A 1,442-nucleotide genomic window follows, 5' to 3' on the forward strand; every position below is an offset into this window, starting at 1 on the left:
TGAACTGAACCAAAAAAGTTAGACACTAAATAATTTTGTTAAGCGACTTTTAGAACCTGCGTCCGGTATTCAACCGGGCTCAGGTTTTTTAGTCTTTTCTTGATGCGACGATGATTGTAATACTCGATGTAGCGCTCGAGCTCCTGTTTGAAATGAGGCATATCCTTAAACTTTCTAAGGTAAAGGAGCTCGGACTTGAGCACGGCGAAGAAGCTCTCGATGGCCGCGTTGTCGAGACAGTTGCCCTTTCGGGACATACTTTGGGTAATGCCGTGTTCGCGTAGCTTCGTCGTGAACGCTCGGAATTGGTATTGCCAGCCCTGGTCAGAATGGAGGATTGGCCTCCTATCACTGTCGAGTCTTGCGATGGCTTGGTCCAACATCTCGCTGATGAAGGGATACCTGGGCTTATCGGACATCGAATAGGCGATAATTTCCCGATTTGCCAGGTCCATCATCGGTGAGAGATAGAGTACCTCCCCGAAAAGATGGAACTCGGTGACATCGGTCACCCACTTCTGGTTTAGGCCCGTGGCCTGGAAATCTCGTTCAAGGAGGTTCGGTGCGATCGTTCCGACCTCTCCTTTGTAGGACCGATATTTCTTCATGCGGACGAGGCACTTGAGACCGAGCTCGTCCATGAGACGCAATACGGTCTTCGGGTCGTGCCTGAAGCCTTGGCGCTCGAGGAGCGCATGGATGCGCCGATAGCCACAACGTCCCTCGTGTTCGTGGAAGAGGGTCCGGATCGCTTCCTTCACGTCCGCGTACTTGTCATCGGCCGTCAGGCGCGTTCGCCAATAGTAATAGACGCTTCGAGCCATATCGAGCACCTGGAGGAGCCCCGGCACAGGATAGGTGGTCCTTAGCGCGTCGATCACTTGGGCCTTGATCCGGTTCGTCGCGCTTCCTCTTCTTGAACCAAGGCTTTCAATTTTTTTAACGCTGCGTTCTCCATCTCGAGGAACTCGACCCGTTCCTTGAGCTTCTCGACCTCCGTCATCTCTTTGGGTTCCTGCTTCTTCCGTCTCGGCATCGGGGCACGTCCTTTCGGCTTGGCGACCAGTCCCTCGGGTCCCTCCCGTTCATACGCGGATCGCCATTTGGCGATCATCCCGGTAGAGGAGATTCTGTACTTCAGGGCCGCATCAACCAGAGACAGCCCGTTTTCCGCCATGTCTTTTAGTACCCTCAGTTTAAACGTCTGTGAGTGGACTGTATAGGACGGATCGAAGATCGTCTCGCCCCACCGTTCGTAGAGAAGCACCCAAATACGTACCTGATGATGACTCACCCCGAACTCTTTCCCCAACGTTTTGTAGCCATCCTTACTTGTCAGATAGCGTTCGACAATCTGGACTTTCAATGCCTTTGAATATTTGGTCATAAAAAACACCCCATAAAAGTTGGATTTTCGTGTCCAACTTTTATGGGGCAGTTCA

General features: G+C 52.0%; 2 protein-coding genes. Both read right to left on the minus strand.

Annotation, left to right across the window (positions count from 1 at the left end; all coding sequences use genetic code 11):
• Positions 1-38: 38 nt before the first annotated feature.
• Positions 39-881, minus strand: coding sequence for an IS3 family transposase (locus KNO86_RS14885; protein WP_483297461.1), 843 nt, complete (start codon positions 879-881; stop codon positions 39-41).
• A partial coding sequence (locus KNO86_RS14890) for a helix-turn-helix domain-containing protein (protein WP_483297462.1) occupies positions 878-1,442 on the minus strand: 565 nt, incomplete at its 5' end. The genes KNO86_RS14890 and KNO86_RS14885, both read right to left, overlap by 4 nt.

The sequence above is a fragment of the Exiguobacterium sp. s160 genome, from assembly GCF_018617575.1.
Taxonomy (GTDB): Bacteria; Bacillota; Bacilli; order Exiguobacteriales; family Exiguobacteriaceae; genus Exiguobacterium; species Exiguobacterium aestuarii_A.